This is a genomic window from uncultured Flavobacterium sp., assembly GCF_951805225.1.
Classification (GTDB): Bacteria; Bacteroidota; Bacteroidia; order Flavobacteriales; family Flavobacteriaceae; genus Flavobacterium.
In genome coordinates, this window is record NZ_OX638201.1 from 1,815,376 (window position 1) to 1,832,560 (window position 17,185).

Here is a 17,185-nt window from a genome sequence, read left to right on the forward strand (position 1 = left end):
CTAATTCGGCTTACAAGTCAAATTTTATTCCTTGTGCTAGTGGCAAACTAGTGGTGTAATTAATTGTATTGGTTTGTCTACGCATGTAAACTTTCCAGGCATCAGATCCGGATTCTCTTCCTCCGCCTGTTTCTTTTTCTCCACCAAAAGCACCTCCAATTTCGGCGCCTGAGGTTCCAATATTTACATTGGCAATACCACAATCAGATCCTGTAACAGACAAGAATAACTCGGCTTCTCTTAAATTATTTGTCATAATTGCCGATGATAATCCTTGTGCAACACCGTTTTGGATTGCGATGGCATCTTCTACAGTTCCTGAATATTTTAATAAGTACAATACTGGGGCAAAAGTTTCGTGTTGTACAATTTCAAATGTGTTATCAGCTTCTGCAATTGCAGGTTTTACGTAGCAACCGCTTTCGTATCCTTCTCCAGAAAGTACGCCGCCTTCAACAAGGATTTTTCCTCCTTCGGCAACTACTTTTTCTAAAGCCTGATTATACATTTCGACAGCATGTTTATCGATAAGCGGACCAACATGATTTTTTTCGTCTAATGGATTTCCAATGCGTAATTGTTTGTAGGCAGAAACAATTGCATCTCTAACTTTATCATAAATACTTTCGTGAATGATCAAACGACGCGTCGATGTACATCTTTGTCCTGCAGTTCCTACGGCACCAAAAACGGCACCAATAACAGTCATTTTAATATCTGCATCCGGCGTTACAATAATTGCATTGTTTCCACCTAATTCTAATAATGAATTTCCTAAACGTCCCGCAACTACCTGCGCAACAATTTTACCCATTCTTGTAGAACCTGTAGCCGAAATTAATGGCACGCGTTTATCGCTTGTCAACAACTCTCCTATTTTATAATCGCCATTGATTAAGCAAGAAATTCCTTCCGGAAGGTTGTTTTCTTTGATAACTTCGGCAATAATATTCTGGCAGGCAATTCCGCAAAGAGGTGTTTTTTCAGAAGGTTTCCAAACGCAAACATCTCCGCAAATCCAAGCCAAAGCGGTATTCCAAGCCCAAACTGCAACCGGAAAATTGAATGCCGAAATGATTCCAACAACTCCCAAAGGATGATATTGTTCGTACATTCTGTGTCCCGGACGCTCTGAGTGCATTGTTAATCCGTGTAGCTGACGCGAAAGTCCTACTGCAAAATCACAGATATCGATCATTTCCTGAACTTCTCCATAACCTTCTTGCAAAGATTTACCCATTTCATAAGAAACCAGTTTTCCTAAAGCTTCTTTGTTCTGGCGTAATTTTTCTCCAAACTGACGTACAATTTCTCCACGTTGTGGCGCTGGCATTACTCTGAATTGTTTGAAAGCAGCTGTTGCCGATTCCATTACTTTTTCATAATCTGCAGCAGTCGAAGTTTTAATTTTTCCAATTAATGCTCCATCTACCGGAGAATAACTTTCTAAAATTTCTCCGTTCGAAAAATTGTTTAACCCTGTTGAAGTTCCTTCATTAACATCCTTTATTCCTAATTGGTCTAAAGCTTCTTTAATTCCGAATCCTAATTCTGTTTTTGTCATTCCGACCTTTTTTATTTATTATTTTGTCTTTCTCAATCGTTTGCGGATAATTCGAAAATTTTTTTAACACATAGAAACATAGATTTTCTTCTTAGTAAAAGAGAATTTTTAAAGAAATTCATTTCTTTCACATAGTCATATATGTCTATTTTAAATAAGTGAAATGCCTTTTTAAGGATTAATCCCGATAGCTATCGGGACTATGTGTTAAAATTTACGCCTAACGAATTTTAATTATTTAGTTTCCTGCAACTTTACATCTGTACTTTCAAAGATTTTATCAGCAGATGATGCTACAAATCCTTGGTACAATTCTCCGTTTGCCATTGGGTAACGAAGTGCAAATTCATAATAGCAAGACGGAATTTCTACTTTTCCTTCTTCAAAATCTACTACATATAAATCTGCCAATGTGCTTGATTGTTCTAATAATTGCTCTGGCGTTCCTTTTATTTTTCCACCAGAAGCGTTTAATTTCCAACCGCTTTCTTCTAAGAAATTGTTTAATTCTTCTAATGTTTTAAAGCCTTTTAAAGCATTAGTATTTATCGTGAAGTGATTTGCTCTAAAACCGTAAACGTACATCCACGCAGCATATTCAGATTCTTCTAATAATGATTTGTAAATCTTTTGAGAGTTTCCTTTCCAAACAGAACCGCTTAAAACCAATTCTGGATCGTTGAATACATTTTGGTCACAACTGTCCAAAATGTTCTGTACTGTTTCTTGTAATTCAGCTGAACATTTTTCTAATTCTAATTCAGAGATAAAGATTCTTGGAGCGCTTTTATCAGTAGCGTGCTCATAATGCTTTGCATATAATTTTTTGGTTTCAAAATTATACTCGCCTTTTGCCTCATAACCAACATTGATAAAAGGCTTTTCTAATACTTCTATATTAACACGTTTGTCATTGAAAGTACGAATCGCGATATGGTCATTTTGAATTTCTTCGCCTTTATCTTCTAATAATTCGTGTATTTTTTTTGCAGATGGAGTAATATCAGCATATTGCTCCCATAGTTTCGTAAGTAATTGATCTTTATTCATGTTTGGTTATCTTAAAATAATGTTATTATGACACAAATCTATGTATTATACTGTTAATATAACATCCTGTAGATACGATTATTGAAATCTAGACATTTCAGAAGGTTTTTTTTGTAATTTTGACATTTTAAAATCAAGTTTTACCATTAGAATTGTCAAAATAATAGAATCTATAAACTATCAAGAGCTATGGCGAGTATCAAGAAGAATGAAAATACTGACTATTTAGATCGCGAAATCATGCAAAAACTTAGTGAGAATGGGAGAATACCATTTTCTGATCTTGCGAAGGAATTAAATATATCAAATTCGTTAGTGCATTTAAGGGTCAAAAAATTACAGGAAGCTGGTGTAATTACAGGTTTTGGCGTCAAGCTAAATGCTAAAGAACTTGGTTTTGAAACTATTACCTACACCGGAATCGTTACTAAAGAAGCTCGATACTCTTATTCTATTGCCGAAAAGTTAAAGGAAATCCCAGAAGTAATCGAATGTCACTGGGTTTCGGGGAAATATGCTTTATTCATCAAAATTGTTTCTTTTAACAACGAAGAACTTCGTAAAATTCTATACGAACAAATTCACCAAATCGAGGGCGTTGGAAGTACGGATTCGTTTTTCTCTTTTGGGGCGGCTTTTGAGAAGAATTTACCTGTTTAAGACTTGAAGAAGCAAGATTATAGAAGAAAGATTGGGTTAATCTCTTGAATTTATTTTATTTTCTAATATTTCAGCGATAATGTTTAGTCCCTACGGGACATTTTTTCTGGATGGGATAATTTTATTTCTACCAATATATAACTCCTAACGGAGTATATCTCGTAGAGATTAAATATTGGTAAAATACAATATAGTTCCTATTTAAAAAATGTCCCGTAGGGACTAAACCTTTAAAAATTAAATAAGAAACGAAACACGTAAAATGAAAAATTTGCCCTTTTTATGATGTAAATTCTATTAATAATTATTAAATTTATGTTCTAAAATCGTTTTTTATGAAAAATTACATCTTACTTTTTGTTGCTGTTTTAGCACTATCATTTAATTCTTGTACAACGATGAAGAATACCACAAGCTCTTCTGATCTTTACAATACAACTTGGGAATTAGAATATATTTCTGGTCCGCGTATTGCTTTTGACGGTCTGTTTCCTACCAAAAAACCATTTATTAAATTTGACGAAAGTAAAGGTCAGGTTTTCGGAAATGCTGGTTGCAACGGTTACAGTGCTCCTTATACTTTAAAAGGAAAATCTCTTAGCTTTGGTGAGCAAGGTCCTGCTACATTAATGTTTTGTGAAGGTGGCGGTGAACAAGTTTTTACACAAATGATCAGAAAAATAGATTCTTATTCTATTGATAAAGATGGTAAACTTAATTTGTTGGTAAAAGACATTCCGATGATGAGATTTAAAAAAGTGGCTGATAAATAAAAGTCATTATATCTAATATAAAAAACCGCTTCAATGTAAAATTTGAAGCGGTTTTTTTTATTGCTGTATCTTTTTTAAACAATTTTCGAAAACAATTTATCCGAACTCTTATTCTATTTTTTGACGCTGATTTAAGGAAGATTTTCTGTGTTTAATATTATAAAAATCAATGTCTAAAATCTCTTAAAACATACGAATTTACTGCTATAAAAGGCGAAATAAAAAAAGAAGTTGTCTCATAATTGAGGCAACTTCTTTTTTTTATTTTAGGCATAATTATCATCCTTTATTTACAACTATCTAAACATCAATAAATTAAAACAGGTATTTTTACGCTAAATTCTTACATATATAGTTTTTAATTTTACTACAGCAAACTTAGCCTTATAAGCCAGATCAATTTGTACAATTCTCCCTGTACGCAATAAAAATCACCCAATTCAATCCTCAAAAAAAAGTGGAATCCTGAAACCACTTTAAAAAACGGGGCGACTTCTGAAAAGCCATACGAGTAGGACTAACAACAAAAATAAACTAATATTATGGAATCAAAAAACACAAAAGAACAAGATGATGTTGCTGTAATCAAAAACGCAAACAGCAATTTTCAATTTAGAACACCAGCCGGTATTCAGGATTTTCAAGGAGATTCTGCAAAACAAACGGCATTGAATAATCTATGGAGTTCAAATCTGGATGAATTTACACAACAAGGAATGTTAAGCAATCCTTGGAATTCCTCTAATACGCCTCCAACTACAAACTATTATAATCCGGTACAAAACAATCCTCAAAGTTCGTATTCACCAGTTAATTGGTTAGCTTTTCCAGGAAGATTAGCTTTTAATTTTCCAAATGCTTCACAAGATCAATTGAACCAAATGGCAGATACCGGTAACATTCAAGGATTGATTAGCAGTAGTCCATGTGATAGTAGCAATACTACAACTATTCCTTATTTTCCGTATGGTCCAAGAGGCTGGCAGGATGAATATTGTGAATGGGCAGTAACTAGAAATTCCGATAACAAAATTATTCGTATTGATTTTACATGCGAAAATCCGGAATACTGGAATAGTCTATGGCTTATTGATCCTAACAAAGTAGTTACGCTTTATCAATCTATATTGAATAAACCGCAAATTACCTTAGAAGATTTAAGTTTGCCTGGTGCAGTAAATCCAATTACTGGACAACCTATTTACAATCCGTTGAATAAATGGAACAGCGGACCAGTATCAAGTGATACATTAGGCGGCGCTATACATTTGACAAGTACGCCAAATACTTTGCAAACAGAAATTGGATTGGCAACTGCGGCAACTGTACAGCGCAATAATCCATCTGGAAGTACAGGAAATACTGCATGGCCTTCAAGATCATTTAATACGCTGCTTTGTGATGCTCAATACGGACAAAAAAATCGTAACAGTGATCCAACTATTGGCGGTAATGTAAACAATCTGGTTACTGGTCCTCCAGCTACGCAAAAACCTTCTCAGGTTGTTACGCTTGCAAATCCACCGGGATTGTATATCCAAATGCCTTCTTTTGGCGGTTATAGTACTCCTGATGGCACAGACGCTTCTACATTCTGGAACATTGTACGCGGATCTAAAACTCTAAATGATGAATATGGTACTCAGATGCCGGGTAATTTTATATTACACGCTGTATTTGAAGTTCCTGCTGATAAAAACTATACAATTAGCGATATAAAAATCAGTGGCGAAAATATTGCATGGGCATCTCAGGTTGCTTCAACTTTTAAAATGCAAATTGTTGCCAGTAGTTATGATAGTCCAACAACTCCTCAGGGTTATGACGCTGTTGGTACGCCTTCTACTCTTTTTGCTCAGCCTTTGCAACTTTTTTATCAGGATTATTTTAACGCGATGTACAATACCAGTGTGCCTAATCCGGTGAATAATCCAATTTCACTTTTGAGTAATAGTACTTTCATTCCGCCAACAATTTTTAATTCGGCAAACGGAGCCAGTATGGTATTAATTTGCGACACCTGCACTGCTGTAAACAACGATCCTTCGACTTATCCGGACGTAACTTTTGATGATCCTAATATTATAGCAGTTGTAAATTCTGTTCAAACTGGTATTAGCTATGCTGTACCGGGAAATAGTTTGCCAAGTACTTATACGGCTTTGTTTATTACTATAAGTGTTGGTGTAAATGCTGCTGCAGGTCCTCATGGGGTTTTCATCACAAACGTTGGACAAAACCAAAGTACAGCAATGCCGGCAATGTTTACTGTATTGCCTACAACAATACAAGCGAATATTAAATGGCAAAATACGGGTGTAATTATTCCTTCTGGAACTACTGTTAATATCGCATATCAAAGCGGTCTTTGGACAGCAAATCCAGATGACAATAACGGACAATTGTATAATGCAAATGGAAATCCATACTTTATAGCTGGTCAGCCAGGTTATACAATGCCGGGTCAAAATGAAGGTGCACTTATAGGCAAAGTTGGAGATACTGTTTTTCTTGTTGGTATGGGCGCTACTGTTCCTGCAAATCTTCAAGGCGAATTGCAGTTGTGTATTAATGATGATTTAAATGCGATCTACGGAGCTGGCTTTGCAGATAACATTGGTAGTATATCGGTGAAAATTACAATTGGATAATCATTACCGAGTTCAATAATATGGGGAAAATATAAGCATTGAATTTACTTCAACGCTTTATAATTTCCCCTTTTTCTTTCCTTCAAATACTCAAAACAATGAATTTAAAAACTACATTTTCAAAAAAAATATTCTGGATAGGTCTTGCCATAATTCCATTGGCTGTTATTGCTTCAAAGACAGAACTTGATCACACAAAATCTTCTTATCAACCTATTCCTTCATCGCAAACTAATACTTGTAATTGTTATTCTCCAAGTACAAGCGGCATTACGATTCCTATTACTTTTAATAATTTAGTTCCAACTGATTTATTTTCATTTACGTTTCAGTCACAGGCAGATTGTTTTGCTTGGCAGGAATTCATTTCCTTAAACTGGCCTTCTTCGCCTAATGCAAGTTTTGGTACGCCAAATGATACTAACTTTGTACAATGGGAAACCTATATGCCAAGAGAAGTGCTGTTTCCTGACGATGGCTCAAAACCGCCTGTATGGGGAACTTTAGTATCAGATGAATATAGCGGACTTTTTAAATCACAAAAGTTTCTGCTAAAAAAGACACAAACCAAGCTGCTTACCTTTGTGAGCAAAATTGAAGAAAACGATGCCACAATAAATTTTAGTCCAAATCAGGCAGCACCATTTAACAAACCAAGTTGGATGGGCGCACAAAACAGTACCAATGTATGGTATGAAATTATGCTGAACAAAGACTATTATGATTTTATTGTCCAAAAAGGATTCTACAACGCACAAGTACAACACGATACTGTTAAACAAAACCAGCCCATTAATTTTCCTCAGGGCGCATATGGTACTACAACTGTTGGTGCAATTGAATTAAAAGCAGCATGGATGGAAGTTACAGATCGAAAGTCACCTAAATGGCTAAGATATAAACTATCGAATGCTACAGTTTTAGATCCAATCACAAAAAAACTTCGAAATACTGTTGTGGCACTTGTGGGACTTCATATCTTGCATAAAACACAAAATCAGCCTACATGGCTTTGGGCAACTTTTGAACAAGTAGACAATGCTCCAGATAATAATAACCTAACGGCTACTCCGCCTCCATATGGTTATAATTTTTACAATGCTAATTGTACAAATCAAAATGTAGTTATTAAAACAAGTGCGGGAGATTCTACTAAAGTCGTCACATGTAACCCCAATACATCACCGCCCTATTATCTAAATCAGGCTGGTCCTGTTCCAACTCAAACTACACGAATGAACAATATTGATCCAACTGATGCAGCTCCAATCAATACGTTGATGCAGCAAAATATCAAGAAATTTTATCCAAATTCGGTTTGGCAATATTATGAGCTAGTAGATGTTATTTGGACACAAAGTCCAGTTCCAGATCCTACAACGCCAGTCAATATACCAAGAAATATAAATGCCTCTTCAATGCTTAGCGGGACGCATATTGTCGCAAATTCAACGATGGAAACATACGTGCAACAAACCAAAACATGCTTTCAATGTCATGTTTACAGCACGATAGCTCCTTATCCTCCGGATAGTACTAACAATAATAAATTTGGCGATTTTAGTTTTGCACTTTCTTTTGCAAAATATCCTACGGCAAATGCAAATCAAAAGAAAAAATCCGTTAAGAAATAACCAATTTTATATAGGTCCATAAAAAGAGATTCCTCGATATTGAGGAATCTTTTTTTTATGTAAACGAATCGTTAAAATAAGAATATACTGAAAAAAAACAGTATTATTACTTATCATTATATTGTAATTATTTTATAATTTTACATACCAAATAAAAAAATAAACTTCTTTTACAAGCCTTGTAGAACTCTTTTATCTTATTTCCTGATAAAACCATTTCACTTTAAATTTGAATCTATTTGATAACTCTTTTTTCGAAAAGAAATATCTCATACAAAACTCGATTTCATGACAGGAAAAAACCATTCTATGGCATATTTTAAATTCTGTAGTCAAAAGATATTTAATTTTAAAACAGATTAAAACACAACAACCAGGCAAAAAAAATACTCCCCAGAAAAAATGCTTGAAAAGAAAACAATATTGATTGGATGTGATGATACTATGGTATTAACCAAAGTATTGCATATTTTGTCGACCATAATAGATTTTACTATTTCGACCGTTTCCGTTTCAAGAGCTGCAGATTTAAATCGTACCGCAGAATCCTTAAATCCTGATCTGATTTTTTTATGTTTCAAAAAAAACCAGACTATTATAAATGATCCGAATTTTAATTTCTGCAAAAATGATATTCCAATTCTCTGCTTGACAAAAAACGACGAATGTGAATCTTTATGCTGGTCAAAAAACTGCATCGTTTTTACGTATTCTTATAACCATTTAAATAATGCCGAATATCTAATCTATAGAATCCGATCTATTTTTTTACTGAAAAAAGGAGAAACCCAAAATACTATTCCAACATCGTTTGTCGAAGCAGCATTTCAAAAGAATAACTCCAATAAGTTAAGCCATTACGTAATGGAACTTGATCAAAAAGTTGAAGTTCTTTTAAAGGTAAAAGAACGCATTTCTTACCTCTATCCTAATGTTGACGATAGTACGAGAATTGAATTAATGTCGATTGTAAATTCTATAAAAACAGTCGCAAACGATAAAAAACTCTGGGATGATTTTAAAATTTATTTCGAACAATCAAATCCGAATTTTCTTTTGGCTCTAGCCAAAAAACATCCTTCATTAAGCTCCAAAGATTTAAAATATTGTTGCTATATCAAAATGAATATGAGCAATAATGACATCACAAATCTCCTTGGAATCAATCAGGAAAGCGTACGAACTCACAAATACCGCCTGAAAAAGAAATTGACCCTTAAAAAAGAACAAGACATTATCTCGTACTTGAGAACTGTTTCTTAAAAAATCACGCGAAAAACACGCAAAAAATTACCTTCGAAAATCTTTGTCAAAGTTTAAAACTTTGACAAAGATGAAACGCAAAATATTGCGAATATATCTCATACATTTCAACGGATTAAAATCCGTTGCTACAAAATAATTCATTCCTCCGGAATTTTACGAAAGAGTTCCGGAGGAACGGCGTATATTGTAGAGATGGATTTTAATCCATCATACATAATCATACGCGATCATAATCATAAAAATGTGGAAATCCGTAAAATCGAAGAAATTTATTGTCTACGTCACAAATAGACAAAACATTTTTTGTCTACAAAAAACGTTTTCTGTCTACATTTTGTCTACAAAAGCGTAAAATATCTTTTGATTATGTACACGAAAAGTATATTAATAATTTTATGTACAAATCTAATTCTCAACTACTTTTACAATAGTTATAGGTAATTTATTTGCCTATATTCCCCAAATCAATTAAAGAATTAGACAAGATGATCAATCAATCACTTCAATTTACGAAAAATTTGCTCGGACAGTTTTTAAAAAACCGATTTGGTTTGGATGAAGACAAAACAGTCCTGAATTATCTTATTGAACCAAGCGGTACTTTGCCAAAAGTGAATCAGAATAAAGTCGTTTTATCTTTAATTAATATCGAAAAAGAAACCAACCAGCCTTTTTACATTAGAAATAAAAAATTAGAAGACGGAAGTTTTTCTAATTTCAATCCAACAGAAAAATACAACATCGACTTATTAATTAGCAGCAACTTCGACGATTATACAGAATCTCTAAAATTTCTGGATGCCGTTATCGTCTTTTTTCAGATAAACAATTATCTCGATGCTTCGTCCTCTTCTTCTATTCCTGATGGTTTGAGCAGATTAGAATTCGAATATGAAAAAATCTCTTACCACCAAATGCACAGTTTGTGGACGGCGATGGCAGCAAAATATCAGCCTTCGATAATTTACAAAATGAAGCTGATAAAAGTTCAGGGTCACGAAATTATGGAAATTATACCGTCTGTAAAAAGCACCAGCAATACTATTGGAAAATGATACAGAATAATTACATAAAGATCTTTGGCACTGCAGCTTATCATACTTTTTTTGATAATGGCAAATGCAATTGTCTTCATTTTATTCCGAATCATAAAACTGATCAGACATTAAAGAAATTCGGATTTAGAATGAATCACGTTTCAAACGGATTCGATTTATATTCTAATACAAAATCTTCGTTATCAGACTTATTAGATTATATTTCTAAAACTACGCAGCAAGATTATTTCGAATTTGATATCAAATGCAGTAATCCCAATTTCATTCTTTTTACGACATTACCCATTAACTGGATTGGCGCCATTAATTACTCCAGTCAGGATCCTAAAAACATCAACAATAATGGTAAAATAACGCTCAACCAAAGCTTAGAAAACAAACCTATATCGACGCATTTTGGTCATTTAAAAATTTATTTCGAAGATATTTTAAAAGAGCAAAACACAAATGATACTGTACTTTTCGAAATAAATTTTACTGCAAGAGCAACACAATGGCAATATTATTTTATAAATAAAAATGCTGTTCAGCTCAACAATCCTTCGATTACCGAAAAAGAAAACATACAATTTGATGGTCCGAAAACCGTAACAATTCCAACCGGAGAATCGGCATTATTGTTTACTTCGAATAAAACCTATATCACACTGAGCGAAAAACCTAAATATAAATTTGACTTGATAAGTAGTTCAACTTCAACAAATCAAAGTAATACAAAACCCAAAGTAATTATAAAAGGGCTTCCTGTTCCTGACGTTTCCCGAATAGGATTAATCGAAAATAACGACCAAAATCAGGTCGCATCACCAATGTATATCTATCTATAAAAAACTATTAAAAATGAACATTAAAAACTAAAATCAATGAATTTATCTACCATCCAAACTCCTGGTGTTTACATTCAAGAATTAAATGCTTTTCCCAATTCAGTTGTTGCAGTTGCTACAGCCGTACCAGCATTTATAGGGTACACACCTCAGGCCTCTTACGAAGGAAAATCGTATACGAATGTGCCGGTAAAAATCACATCATTTGCTGATTTTCAGGCTTTTTTCTGTTTACCGGATCCACCTGCACCTGCAAGTCCGGCGAAGCAATACAGCCCTGAATATTATCTGGTAGCCGAAAAAAGTCAACCTTTAAGGGGAGATTACATGCAAATCGGTACAACGTTTTATTCAATTGTTCCGGATCCTAACACGGTTTATTATTTGTACAATAGCATAAGGCTTTTTTACGAAAATGGCGGTGGAGATGCTTATATTGTTTCTGTAGGTTCTTACGGACCTGCGTCTGGAAAAGCAGGAACTCCGGGAATTCCTGTTGTAAACCCAAATGTGCAATTGACTGACTTGACAGGCGGTCTTGCGCTATTGAAAAATGAGCAGGAACCAACAATGTACATTTGCCCTGAAGCAACTTTGTTAAGCGTAGAAAACAATGGTACACTAATGCAGGCAATGCTTCTTCAGTCGACACAAATGCAAACGGCAATGTGCTTGTTTGACATTATTGGCGGCGACGATCCGGACCCAATCTTGTACACGCAGGATATTGCAAATTTCAGAATGAACACGGGTTCAAACGGGTTAAACTACGGAATGGCGTATTATCCTTTTGTGGGAACTACAATAATGCAAAATTCTGATATTGATTACACTAATTTATTTGGTGGAGATTTAAAACAACTAGAACCAATAATTAATCCTCCAAGTGCTCCTAATCCAGCCGTTGCAACAATTATTGCCAACATGCAAAGTCCTACAAGTACTTTGACGGTAACGCAAAACAATAATGCACTTTTGATTGCGAGTCAAACGTATTCTTTGATGATTAAGCACATCTTGTCTGATGCTAATATTCTTCCTCCAAGTGGTGCTATGGCAGGAGTTATTACTACTGTAGACAACGCAATTGGTCCGTGGGAAGCTCCTGCAAATACTTCTATTGTTGGAGTATCTTCTTTACCAATTTCTATTTCTGAGAGTCAACAAGGCAACTTAAACGTTGATGCTGTTTCGGGTAAATCGATCAATGCCATCAGAACTTTTAACGGTTTAGGAATTTTAATCTGGGGATCGAGAACACTGGACGGAAACAGTCAGGACTGGAAATATATTCCGGTACGCAGAACGATGATTTTCTTAGAGCAATCTTGCAAACTGGCGGCTCAGGCTTATGTATTTCAACCTAATGACAAAAATACCTGGGAAGCTGTTATTTCAATGATTAGTAGTTTCCTTAATTCTATCTGGAAACAAGGCGGTTTACAAGGCGCGAGTGCTTCTGATGCATTTTCAGTTGCTTGCGGATTGGGTTCTACAATGACTGCAGATGATCTTTTAAATGGTTTTATGAATGTAACTGTAAAAGTTGCAGTTGTTCATCCTGCTGAATTTATCGTTCTGACATTTCAACAGCAAATGGCAACTTCTAGTTAATCAAACAAAAACTCAATTAAGTAAATTTTTTAATTTAAAAATAAAATAATATGGCAACAGATGACGGAAGCGTACAAGGCGCAACATGGCCCATGCCAAAGTTTAGATTCGAAGTAGATCTTGGAACTGAATTAACAAAAGTAGCTTTTCAGGAAGTTACAGGAATGGATGTCGAAAATCAAATTATAGAATATCGCAAAAGTAATAGTCCACTATTTTCTGTAGAGAAAATGCCGGGAATTACTAAATACGGAAACGTAACAATGAAGCGAGGAATCTTTGTAAATGACAATTCTTTCTGGGATTGGCATCAACAAGTCGTAATGAATACGATTAAAAGAAGAACAGTTCTGATAAAATTATTAGACGAAAAAGGCGGTGTAACCATGCAATGGACTCTAAATAATGCGTGGCCAACAAAAATTACCAGTACAGATTTAAAATCTGATGGAAACGAAGTTGCAGTAGACACGATAGAAATTGCGCACGAACAACTGATCATAAAAAATGGCGGTAAGTAACGATTATCCCGTTAGCTTTTATTTTACACTCTCATTTGCGGGTGTAGATGCGGCTTTCAAAGAGGTATCCGGAATATCTAAAGAATTAAGCGTTGAAGAAATTGTTTGTGGAGGCGAAAATAGATTTAAATATCGCCTCCCAACTATTTCTAACGGTCAAAACTTAGTACTTAAAAGAGCCATGGTGCCTGCAGGATCTCAGTTGGTAAATTGGTGTGCCAACTGCATCGATCAGGGATTATCAAACCCAATCAAGCCTAAAAATGTAATCTTAAAATTGCTCAATGCTTCTGGCGTTGTATGCATGCAATGGACTTTTAATAATGCCTATCCGGTAAAATATGCCGTTTCTGACCTAAACTCTCAGGAAAGCAATATTGCTATTGAATCTATTGAACTTGCCTACACCTATTTTAACATTTCTAAGGATACAACATTTGATAAACTTTTTACCTAAACAATTATGCCAATCGAAATAAGAGAACTCATTATCAAAACAGAAATTGTAACTACAAATGGCAAAAATTCGGCTGTAGCCAAAGAAAGAGAACTATCAATTTTGAGAAAACAATTACTCGAAGAATGCAAAAGATTAATTGCCGAGAAAAATCAGGAAAACAGCTATAAACGTTAAAGCCACAGATTAAAGGATTAAAAAGATTAAAAAAAATCTGCTCAATCTACAAAATCTGCGAGAGAACTTTTATCAAGAAAAAAATCAGTTTTTATCCGCGTTTTCGCGATAGCGAATCCGTATAATCCGCGTGATTATAACTTCAAAAAGTATAATTTATATGCTCAAAAAACTCTTTTAGAATTAAAATAACAAACCAATGGCAAGTTTAGCATTAATGAAAATAACGGGATATACAGACGAGGAATTTCAGAATAAATTCTCCGGAAATCCCTATTCTTTCATGATAAATCCCGATAATATCAAAATACAAAAAAGCATAGAATACAACGAGCAGCAAGCTCCGGCAACAAGCTCAGCATCGCAAAAGTACAAAAGTACGCCAAGCGACAAGTTAAGTTTTGAAATGGTAATAGATTGTACCGGTATCGTCGATGCAAAACGTATCGATATGTCCAAAGAAATGAAAGCTTTAGAAACGATTATTTATACGTATAACGGTAAAATTCATCGTCCTAATTTTGTAAAAATACAATGGGGTCAAAACATCACATTCAACGGAGTTCTCGATTCTATCGACACCTCTTATACCCTGTTTAAACCAGACGGAAGTCCACTGAGAGCCAAATTATCTTTGTCTTTTAGCCGCTATATTTCTCCAAAAACGGTAACCAGAACTGATGCTCCGGAATCTCCGGATCTTACTCATATCGTAACCGTTTCTGAGGGAATGTCTTTGCCGCAATTGTGTCAGAAAGTATGGAATGATGATTCCTACTACATACAAGTTGCGCAATTTAATAAACTGAACAAATTCAGAAACCTGAATGGTATCGACAAACTAATTTTTCCACCTATAAATCCTTCTAATTAATGGGCGCTTCAACCGAAATAAAAAGTGGCGGAATTGCAACATTCGTAGTCAAAGTAAATGGTACGGCAATAGCCGATGAACTAAGTGTGCTTTCTGTTCATATCGAAAAAAAAGTAAACCGAATTGCTTCTGCAAAAGTTACAATTCTGGACGGAGAAGCCAATACTGGTGAGTTTCCTGCAAGTTCATCATCAGTTTTTGTGCCTGGCGCTGAAATTAGCATAGAAGCTGGTTATGACAACAATAATGTCGTTGTTTTTTCCGGTTTAATTATGAGTCAAACCATTCGAATTGATAATTTGGTAGGATCAGCATTAGAAATTGAATGTCGTGACAAAGCCATAAAAATGATCGTAGGTCGAAAAAGCCTTACGTATTCCAAACAAAAAGACAGCGCAATTATATCTTCCATAATAGGAAACTATTCAGGAATAACACCAGATATTACTGCAACAACCACAACCTGGCCGGAACAAGTACAATTTTATGTTACAGATTGGGATTATATTTTGGCTTTAGCCGAAGCAAATGGATTGATCGTAACCACTTTAAACGGAAAAATTTCTGTATTTCCTCCAGACAAAAACTCATCATCAGTACTTACTGTAACTTATGGAGATAGTTTATTAGAGTTTAATGCCAAATTAAATGCCGTTACACAATTAGGAAGCGCAACCGCAAACAGTTGGGATTTTAAAACTCAGGCAGTAGTAAATGGTACTGCTTCGGCAAATGTTGCAGGATCCGGAAATTTAACAACAAAAAAATTATCCGAAGTTATTGGGCTTGAAACCTATCAATTGCAAACTTCGGCACCTCTGGAATCTGCCGATTTAACCAATTGGTCAAAAGCACAAATCATTAAAAGTGAATATTCTAAAATAATGGGTGAAGCCAAATTTCAAGGCACTAATTTAGTCGATCCCGGAAAATATATGACCTTCGACGGTATTGGAGATCGCTTTAATGGAGATTACTTAATTGGTGGCGTTGTCCATGATTTATCGCAAGGAAACTGGATTACAGAAGTTACACTTGGATTATCGCCGTTTTGGTTTACCGAAGAACCAGATGTTATGGCACCGCCCGCTTCAGGACTTGTTCCCGGAGCAAAAGGTCTCTTCAATGCAACCGTAAAAAAGATGTACGAAGATCCCGATTCTCAATATAGAATTTTAGTTGATGTTCCGTTATTAGATCCAAATGGCGAAGGAATCTGGGCACGAATGACCAATTTTTATTCGACAAGCGGAGCCGGAGCTTTTTTCATGCCCGAAGTTGGAGACGAAGTTATTCTGGGTTTCATAAACGAAGATCCGCGTTATCCAATAATCCTGGGAAGTCTTTATAGCAGTACAACCATAAAACCCTTTGCAGGTTTAGATCCAAATCAAAAAAATACAACAAAAGCTATCGTTTCCAAATCAGGAATTTCAGTGCAATTTGACGACGAAAAGAAAATATGGACCGTAGCAACGCCCAATAAAAACACCATCATAATCAGTGATGAAGACAAGAAAATCACGATTAAGGATGAAAATGAAAATAGCATCGTAATGTCAAGCAGCGGTATTGATTTGTCAAGCCAAAAAAACATCAATATCTCAGCAAATCAAAATGTTACCATAAAAGGAAATCAAGGCGTTAGCATACAATCAAGTGCCGGAGACGTCGCCATAAAAGGCCTGAACATCAAAGAAAATGCAGACATGCAATACAGCGCTCAAGGCGGACAAATGGCACAAGTTTCCGGAGGAATGCAGTTGACGTTGAAAGGCGCAATGGTAATGATTAATTGATTGTTAATTGTTGATTATTAATTGTTAATGCTTGGTTTGTGATGATTGATTGCGATTAAGCTTTGTCAAAGTTTTGAACTTTGACAAAGCTGTTGAAATAGATTGTAGACAATAGTCTATAAACAATAATCTATACGGTATTAATCGCATTTTGTGTCATCCTGAGCGAAGTCGAAGGCACAAGTAGCTCGACAAAGATTGGCGATTATAGCAACGGAGTTTCTTGCGGAGATCCCTCGTCCCTCGGGATGACAAGATTG

Annotated in this window: 15 protein-coding genes; 13 read left to right on the forward strand and 2 right to left on the reverse strand. The window is 35.0% G+C overall.

Annotated features, from left to right (window positions below; all coding sequences use genetic code 11):
- Positions 1-10 precede the first annotated feature (10 nt).
- Positions 11-1,564, reverse strand: a complete 1,554-nt coding sequence (locus tag WN975_RS07690) for an aldehyde dehydrogenase family protein (protein ID WP_337966007.1) — start codon at positions 1,562-1,564, stop codon at positions 11-13.
- 234 nt (positions 1,565-1,798) lie between these two features.
- Complete coding sequence (locus WN975_RS07695) at positions 1,799-2,614, reverse strand: DUF1338 domain-containing protein (RefSeq protein WP_337966008.1); 816 nt, start codon at positions 2,612-2,614, stop codon at positions 1,799-1,801.
- Positions 2,615-2,803: 189 nt separating this feature from the next.
- On the opposite strand from WN975_RS07695, the gene WN975_RS07700 reads away from it, so the two are divergent.
- The 13 genes from WN975_RS07700 to vgrG all read left to right on the forward strand — a co-directional run bounded on the left by WN975_RS07700 (position 2,804) and on the right by vgrG (position 16,925).
- Positions 2,804-3,274 (forward strand): Lrp/AsnC ligand binding domain-containing protein, encoded by a 471-nt coding sequence (locus WN975_RS07700; protein WP_099708086.1) that lies wholly within the window; start codon positions 2,804-2,806, stop codon positions 3,272-3,274.
- A 335-nt stretch (positions 3,275-3,609) separates the two neighbouring features.
- The gene (locus WN975_RS07705; RefSeq protein WP_337966009.1) at positions 3,610-4,047 is read left to right on the forward strand and encodes an META domain-containing protein; all 438 of its coding nucleotides are present in this window, start codon (positions 3,610-3,612) and stop codon (positions 4,045-4,047) included.
- Positions 4,048-4,589: 542 nt separating this feature from the next.
- Positions 4,590-6,698: a hypothetical protein gene (locus WN975_RS07710; RefSeq protein ID WP_337966010.1), complete on the forward strand. Its 2,109-nt coding sequence runs from the start codon at positions 4,590-4,592 to the stop codon at positions 6,696-6,698.
- A 98-nt stretch (positions 6,699-6,796) separates the two neighbouring features.
- Complete coding sequence (locus WN975_RS07715) at positions 6,797-8,332, forward strand: hypothetical protein (protein WP_337966011.1); 1,536 nt, start codon at positions 6,797-6,799, stop codon at positions 8,330-8,332.
- Positions 8,333-8,734: 402 nt separating this feature from the next.
- Positions 8,735-9,595 carry a LuxR C-terminal-related transcriptional regulator gene (locus WN975_RS07720; RefSeq protein WP_337966012.1) on the forward strand — a complete coding sequence of 287 codons (861 nt, stop codon included), beginning with the start codon at positions 8,735-8,737 and terminating at the stop codon, positions 9,593-9,595.
- A 488-nt stretch (positions 9,596-10,083) separates the two neighbouring features.
- Positions 10,084-10,653, forward strand: coding sequence for a Pvc16 family protein (locus tag WN975_RS07725; RefSeq protein WP_337966013.1), 570 nt, complete (start codon positions 10,084-10,086; stop codon positions 10,651-10,653).
- Positions 10,650-11,483, forward strand: coding sequence for a hypothetical protein (locus tag WN975_RS07730; protein ID WP_337966014.1), 834 nt, complete (start codon positions 10,650-10,652; stop codon positions 11,481-11,483). The genes WN975_RS07725 and WN975_RS07730 overlap by 4 nt, the downstream gene beginning before the upstream one ends.
- Positions 11,484-11,519: 36 nt before the next feature.
- The gene (locus tag WN975_RS07735; RefSeq protein ID WP_337966015.1) at positions 11,520-13,097 is read left to right on the forward strand and encodes a phage tail sheath C-terminal domain-containing protein; all 1,578 of its coding nucleotides are present in this window, start codon (positions 11,520-11,522) and stop codon (positions 13,095-13,097) included.
- A 50-nt stretch (positions 13,098-13,147) separates the two neighbouring features.
- Positions 13,148-13,618: a phage tail protein gene (locus WN975_RS07740; protein WP_337966016.1), complete on the forward strand. Its 471-nt coding sequence runs from the start codon at positions 13,148-13,150 to the stop codon at positions 13,616-13,618.
- Entirely contained in the window at positions 13,605-14,075 is a 471-nt protein-coding gene (locus WN975_RS07745) for a phage tail protein (protein WP_337966017.1), read from the forward strand. Before WN975_RS07740 ends, WN975_RS07745 begins: the two co-directional genes overlap by 14 nt.
- Positions 14,076-14,081: 6 nt before the next feature.
- Positions 14,082-14,252: a DUF5908 family protein gene (locus tag WN975_RS07750; RefSeq protein ID WP_337966018.1), complete on the forward strand. Its 171-nt coding sequence runs from the start codon at positions 14,082-14,084 to the stop codon at positions 14,250-14,252.
- Positions 14,253-14,451: 199 nt separating this feature from the next.
- Positions 14,452-15,126, forward strand: coding sequence for a hypothetical protein (locus WN975_RS07755; protein WP_337966019.1), 675 nt, complete (start codon positions 14,452-14,454; stop codon positions 15,124-15,126).
- Positions 15,126-16,925, forward strand: a complete 1,800-nt coding sequence (vgrG, locus tag WN975_RS07760) for a type VI secretion system tip protein VgrG (RefSeq protein ID WP_337966020.1) — start codon at positions 15,126-15,128, stop codon at positions 16,923-16,925. Before WN975_RS07755 ends, vgrG begins: the two co-directional genes overlap by 1 nt.
- Positions 16,926-17,185: the final 260 nt, after the last annotated feature.